7 protein-coding genes are annotated in these 5,815 nt (G+C 73.1%); 6 read left to right on the forward strand and 1 reads right to left on the reverse strand.

Annotated elements, in window-relative coordinates; genetic code table 11:
• Positions 1 to 11 precede the first annotated feature (11 nt).
• The 3 genes from E1200_RS00760 to E1200_RS00770 are packed head-to-tail and all read left to right on the forward strand — an operon-like array spanning position 12 to position 1,665.
• A complete protein-coding gene (locus E1200_RS00760) occupies positions 12 to 221 on the forward strand; it encodes an MbtH family protein (RefSeq protein WP_131949780.1) in 210 nt (69 codons plus the stop codon).
• Between the two features lie 5 nt (positions 222 to 226).
• Positions 227 to 928, forward strand: a complete 702-nt coding sequence (locus tag E1200_RS00765; protein ID WP_243708275.1) for a GNAT family N-acetyltransferase — start codon at positions 227 to 229, stop codon at positions 926 to 928.
• The gene (locus E1200_RS00770; RefSeq protein WP_131949781.1) at positions 925 to 1,665 is read left to right on the forward strand and encodes an alpha/beta fold hydrolase; all 741 of its coding nucleotides are present in this window, start codon (positions 925 to 927) and stop codon (positions 1,663 to 1,665) included. The genes E1200_RS00765 and E1200_RS00770 overlap by 4 nt, the downstream gene beginning before the upstream one ends.
• A 114-nt stretch (positions 1,666 to 1,779) precedes the next feature.
• Here the strand turns inward: E1200_RS00770 and E1200_RS00775 are convergent, their stop codons facing one another.
• Positions 1,780 to 2,838 (reverse strand): S1 family peptidase, encoded by a 1,059-nt coding sequence (locus E1200_RS00775; protein WP_243708276.1) that lies wholly within the window; start codon positions 2,836 to 2,838, stop codon positions 1,780 to 1,782.
• A gap of 349 nt (positions 2,839 to 3,187) precedes the next feature.
• On the opposite strand from E1200_RS00775, the gene E1200_RS00780 reads away from it, so the two are divergent.
• From E1200_RS00780 to E1200_RS00790, 3 genes are all read left to right on the forward strand, one after another.
• On the forward strand, positions 3,188 to 4,171 hold the full coding sequence (locus E1200_RS00780; protein ID WP_131949783.1) for an ABC transporter ATP-binding protein: 984 nt from the start codon (positions 3,188 to 3,190) through the stop codon (positions 4,169 to 4,171).
• Positions 4,172 to 4,243: 72 nt separating this feature from the next.
• Positions 4,244 to 4,849, forward strand: a complete 606-nt coding sequence (locus tag E1200_RS00785; protein WP_131949784.1) for a histidine phosphatase family protein — start codon at positions 4,244 to 4,246, stop codon at positions 4,847 to 4,849.
• Between the two features lie 76 nt (positions 4,850 to 4,925).
• The gene (locus E1200_RS00790) at positions 4,926 to 5,714 is read left to right on the forward strand and encodes an SDR family oxidoreductase (protein ID WP_131949785.1); all 789 of its coding nucleotides are present in this window, start codon (positions 4,926 to 4,928) and stop codon (positions 5,712 to 5,714) included.
• Positions 5,715 to 5,815: the final 101 nt, after the last annotated feature.

Genomic DNA, 5,815 nt, shown 5'->3' on the forward strand with positions numbered 1-5,815 from the left:
GAGGGACCCACATGACGAACCCCTTCGAGGACCCGGACGGCACCTACCTCGTCCTCGTCAACGACGAGGGCCAGCACTCGCTGTGGCCGTCCTTCGCCGAGGTCCCCGCCGGCTGGACGGTCGCCAAGAACGAGGACACCCGCGAGGCGTGCCTCGACTACATCAACGAGAACTGGACCGACATGCGCCCGAAGAGCCTCATCGAGGCGATGGGTGAGTGACCGCGGTGAGTGACGGTGGCGCGCCGGCACTCCGCGGTGACGAGATCGAGATCTCCGGCGTCATCGAGTGGACGATGGAGATGCTGGACGCGGCGGACCTGCGCCCCGCCCCGCTGCCCGGCGTCGAAATGACGTTCACGCTGGCGCGGGTGCCGTCGCCCGAGGTCAACCGGGCGATGTACGCGGCCGTCGGCGCCCGCGTCTGCTGGACCGACAGGTTCGGCTGGTCGCACGCCGACTGGCAGGCGTGGGTGGACCGTACCGAGCTGTCCACCTGGATCGCCATGGCCGAGGGCACCATCGCGGGCTTCTTCGAGATCGAGGCGCAGCCCGGCGGCGACACCGAGATCCACCTGGTCGGGCTCACCCACGCGTTCGTCGGCCGCGGCTACGGCGGCTACCTCGTCGAGCAGTGCACCCGCCGCGCCTGGCAGCGCGGGACGCTGTGGGCCCGCGACGCCGGCCCCGCCACCCGGGTGTGGCTGCGCACCAGCAGCCTCGACCACCCGAACGCGATGGCCAACTACCACCGCCGGGGCTTCACGGTGGCCGAGCAGAACGTGGTGGACAAGCCCGTCCCCGATCCGCGGCTCGCGCCGTGGCCGCTGCCGCACGATCCGCGTACGCTCGCCGGAGACCGCGCCGGGGACGCCGCGGCCCCCGGCGGCGCGGCCGCCCGCCGCCCCAAGGAGGAGTTGATCACGTGACGTGGTTCCGCTGCCCGGAGAACCGCCCCTGGGCGTCGATGCGGCTGTTCTGCCTGCCGCACGCGGGCGGCTCGGCGGTGTTCTACCGGCCCTGGGTGAAGGAGGTCAGCCCGGCCGTCGAGGTGCACGCCGTCCAGTACCCCGGCCGCGCCGACCGGATCTCCGACACGATGGTCACCGACGCCCACCAGCTCGCCCGGCTCGTCGCCGGCGCGATGGCGCCGCTGATGGACCGTCCCGCCGCGCTGTTCGGGCACAGCATGGGCGCGGTCCTGGCCTACGAGGTGGCGCGGCTGCTGCAGGAGCGGGGGAGCGCGCCGGTGCACGTGTTCGCCTCCGGCGCCCGCCCGCCGCACGACCGCGGCGACGACCGCGTCTCCGACAAGGACGACGACGGGGTGGTGGCGGAGATGGTGAAGCTCGGCGGCAGCGACGCCGAGGCGCTGCGGGAACCGGAGCTGCGCGAGCTCGTCCTGCCGTACGTCCGCAACGACTTCAAGCTGATCGAGGACTACGCCCACCGGGCGGCGGGGCCGCGGCTGGCCGTCCCGGTCACGGCGATCATCGGGGACGCCGACCCGCACGTGACCCCGGAGCAGGGCGCCCGCTGGGCGGAGGTCACCGACGGGCCCTTCGCCATGAAGGTGCTGCCCGGCGGCCACTTCTACCTGACGGACCACCAGCGGGACGTCATCGCGGAGATCCACCGGACCCTTGAGGTCCCCGCCGTCCCCTGAGCCGGGGCTCCCGGCGAGGCGGCGGCGGGCCGCCCCCGCGGAGGGGCGGCCCGCCTTTCCTCAGACGCCGGTTGTCAGGCGCCGGCCGACAGGCGCCGGCCGGCGGACGCCGGTCTAGTAGACGCTCAGGCCGTAGCGGTTGAGCACCTCGGTGACGGGCTGGAAGAACGTCGTCCCGCCCCAGGAGCAGTTGCCGCTGCCGCCGGAGGTCAGGCCGAGCGCGGTGGAGCCGGCGAACAGGGAGCCGCCGCTGTCGCCCGGCTCCGCGCACACCGTGGTGCGGATCATGCCGGAGACGCTGCCCTCGGCGTAGTTGACGGTCTGGTTGAGCGCGGTGACCCGGCCGCTGCGGTAGCCGGTGGTGCTGCCGCTGCGGTAGACGGTCTGCCCGACCGTGGCGTTGCCCGCGCTCGTGATGTCGCGGGTGCCGCTGCCGTAGAGGCTGACGGCGCCGCGCGTGTCGGCGGGCGTGGAGGTGTAGCGCACCACGCCGTAGTCGTTGCCGGGGAAGCTGCTGGCGTACCTGGTGCCGAGCACCCGGCCGGAGCTGTCGGTCCAGGTCGAGCCGATGTTGGTGCAGTGCCCGGCGGTCACGAAGTAGTACGTGCTGCCGCTGCGGACGTTGAAGCCCAGCGAGCAGCGGGAGCCGCCGGTGCGGATGGCCTGGCCGCCGAGGGTGAACTTCTTGAACGTCCCGGCGACGCGCTCGGTGCGGACGGCCGCGCCGTGCTTGGCCGCCGCGGCCTGGACCTTCGCGAGCGCGGCGCCCTTGACGCTGCTGTCCATCGTCAGCAGGACCTGGTTGGAGTCCGCGTCGATGGCCCACGCGGTGCCCGGGACGGTGGCGTCGCGCTTCAGCGCGGCCATGACCCGGTTCAGCTCGGCGCCGCTGCGCGCGACGGTCTCCGGGACGGCGCCGGCGGCCCGCACGGTCTGCGCGGCGTCGGCGTCGGTCACGGTGACGACCAGCTTGCCGGACTTGAGGTACGAGCCGGCGGTCTGGGCACCGAGCTTGCTCGCCAGCGACGACGCCACGGCGCCGTGGTCGACGGGAGCGGCGGGTGCGGCGGGGGCCGCGAACGCGGCGGGTGCGGTGGCGAGGGTGGCGGCCACCACTGCGGACGTCGCCGTGGTGACGGCGACGACGCCGACGCGCGTGTTACGGATCTTCACTTGTGCCTCCAGCGGGGGGTCAGGCGCACCCTTGTGGTGCGCCGGAGGTCCCCGACATGGTGTAAGAACCGTCAAGGCGGATGTAAGACGCAGAAGGTGCCTAATTCCGGACGATCGGGTTGTCATCCTGACAACGGGCCCGTGGTCAGACCGTGAAACGCCTTCACGTTGTGGATCAAGCGTGGCGCGAACCGGCTCGGCGGGGCGGGCGGCCGCCCGCCGGCCGGGTGATGGACCGCCCGTCCAATGGGCCTCCCCGGAAGGCCGGGCCCGACGTACAGTCGGGGCGACGGGGGACCGGACTCAAGACGCGGACCCCCCGTCCCCGGTTCCCCGCACGGGAGTGCCCATGGGTGTCGAGATCCGGGTGGAAGGGCTCAGGAAGTCGTTCGGACGGCAGGTCATCTGGGAGGACGTGTCCCTCACCATCCCGGCGGGCGAGATATCCGCCCTGCTCGGGCCGTCCGGGACCGGTAAGTCGGTGTTCCTCAAGAACCTCGTCGGGCTGCTGCGGCCCGACCGCGGCCACATCTACGTCGGCGGCGGCGACGTACCGCGGCTGCGCGAGAGCGAGCTGTACGCGCTGCGCCGCAAGTTCGGCGTCCTGTTCCAGGACGGCGCCCTGTTCGGCTCCATGAACCTCTACGACAACATCGCGTTCCCGCTGCGCGAGCACACGAAGAAGGGCGAGTCGGAGATCCGGCGCATCGTGCTGGAGAAGATGGAGATGGTCGGGCTGACCGGCGCGGAGCGGAAGCTGCCCGGCGAGATCTCCGGCGGGATGAAGAAGCGCGCCGGCCTCGCCCGCGCGCTCGTCCTCGACCCGGAGATCATCCTGGCCGACGAGCCGGACTCCGGGCTGGACCCCGTCCGCACCGCCTACCTCAACCAGCTGTTCGTGGACCTCAACACCCGGCTCGGCGCGACGTTCCTGATCGTCACGCACGACATCGGGACGGCCCGCGTCCTGCCGGACAACCTCGGCCTGCTGTTCCGCCGCGGCCTGGTGATGTTCGGGCCGCGGGAGATGGTGCTGTCCAGCACGCACCCGGCGGTGAACCAGTTCTTCAACGCCCGCCGCCAGGGGCCGATCGGCATGGCGGAGGAGAAGGACCTCGCCGAGGCCGCCGCCGAGTCGGTCCCGCCGTCGCGGCCCGCGCCGATCCCGCCGCAGCTCATGCCGAGCGACGGCGGCCTGCGCCCCTCGATGCGCCGCCCCGGCGCGTGGCTGCGGGAGCACCGGGTGACCCCGCCGCCGGGCTCGTTCGTCGACGACCAGGGCCGCGACTGGCTCACCGACTGGGACGCCCTGGCCGCGCAGCGGCGGCGCTGACGACGCACAGGGGGCGCGGCTGGCTACCCTCGGACGTGGCAGCAACGCACGAGAGCCGGGGGTAGCAGCGCCTTGGAGACCACCCTCTACGTCGCCCGGCACGGCCGGACCGAGTGGCACGCCGAGCACCGGTACGCGGGCGTCAGCGACGTCGCGCTCACCGGCACCGGCCGCGAGCAGGCCGGGCGGCTCGGCCGGTGGGCGGCCGGGACGGGCGCGGCGGCGGTGTGGTCATCGCCGCTCACCCGGTGCAGGGAGACGGCGGCGCCCGCCGCGGCCGCCCTCGGGGTCCCCGTCACGGTCGACGGCGACCTCGCGGAGGTCGACTTCGGCGCCGCGGAGGGCCGCACCTTCGCCGAGCTGCCGCCCGCCGACGTGGACGCCTTCCTGGCCGACCCCGTCGCCGGGGCGTTCCCCGGATCGGAGGACCCGCGCAAGGCCGTCGAGCGCGGCATGGCGGCCCTGCGGCGCGTCGCCGCCCGCCACCAAGGCGAGCGGGTCCTGGTCGTCACGCACAACACGCTGCTGCGGCTGACGCTGTGCGGGCTGCTGGGCATCGACCCGTCGGCGTACCGGGCGGTGTTCCCGCAGGTCCGCAACTGCGCCGTCACCGAGCTGCGGATGTCGGACGGCTCCGCCGCCCTGATGTCCTACAACGTGCCGCTGCCCCGACGCTGACCGGCCGCAGATATTGAAACACGTTCTACCTCCCCCGTAGGCTGGGCGGCACGGCTGGCGGCCCGGAGGTGACGCGGTGATTCTCGATCGGTTCCGTCTCGACGGCAAGGTCGCGGTGGTGACCGGCGCCGGACGGGGCATCGGCGCCGCGGCGGCGGTCGCGCTCGCCCAGGCGGGCGCCGACGTGGTCATCTCCGCGCGGACGGAGGACCAGCTCCGCAAGGTCGCGGCCGAGATCGAGGCGGCGGGGCGGCGGGCGCTGGTCGTCCCGGCGGACCTCAGCCATCTGGACGCCGCGGCCGGGCTGGCGGACCGCGCGGCCGAGGGGCTCGGCCGCCTCGACATCGTGGTGAACAACATGGGCGGCGCGATGCCGGCCCCGTTCATGAGCACCAAGCCGCGCCATCTTGAGAACGCGTTCCAGTTCAACGTGAGTACCACGCACGCGCTCACCCGCGCCGCCGTCCCGCACCTGCTGGAGGCCGGCGGGGGCAGCGTCGTCAACATCTCCTCGGTGGTCGGGAAGATCGCCGGGCGCGGGTACCTCGCCTACGGCAGCGCCAAGGCGGCCCTCGCCCACTACACCCGGCTCGCCGCGTTCGACCTGGCGCCGCGCGTCCGCGTCAACGCGATCGCCGTCGGCTCCGTCGCGACGTCCGCGCTCGACGTCGTCATGACCAGCGACGAGCTGCGCACCGAGATGGAGAACAAGACGCCGCTCGGCCGCGTCGGCGACCCCGAGGACATCGCCGCCGCCGTCCTGTACCTCGCCTCACCCGCCGCCGCCTACGTGACCGGAGCCCTCCTCCGAGTAGACGGAGGCATAGAGACCCCCAACCTGGACCTCGGCATAGAAGACCTCTGACCCCCACTTCGTTGACTTGCGGCGTGTTGTTGTTATGCGGCGCGCCATAACAACAACACGCCGCAAGTCAACGAAGTGGGGGTCAGAGGTCTTCTATGCCG

The sequence above is a fragment of the Actinomadura sp. GC306 genome (assembly GCF_004348665.1).
Classification (GTDB): domain Bacteria; phylum Actinomycetota; class Actinomycetes; order Streptosporangiales; family Streptosporangiaceae; genus Spirillospora.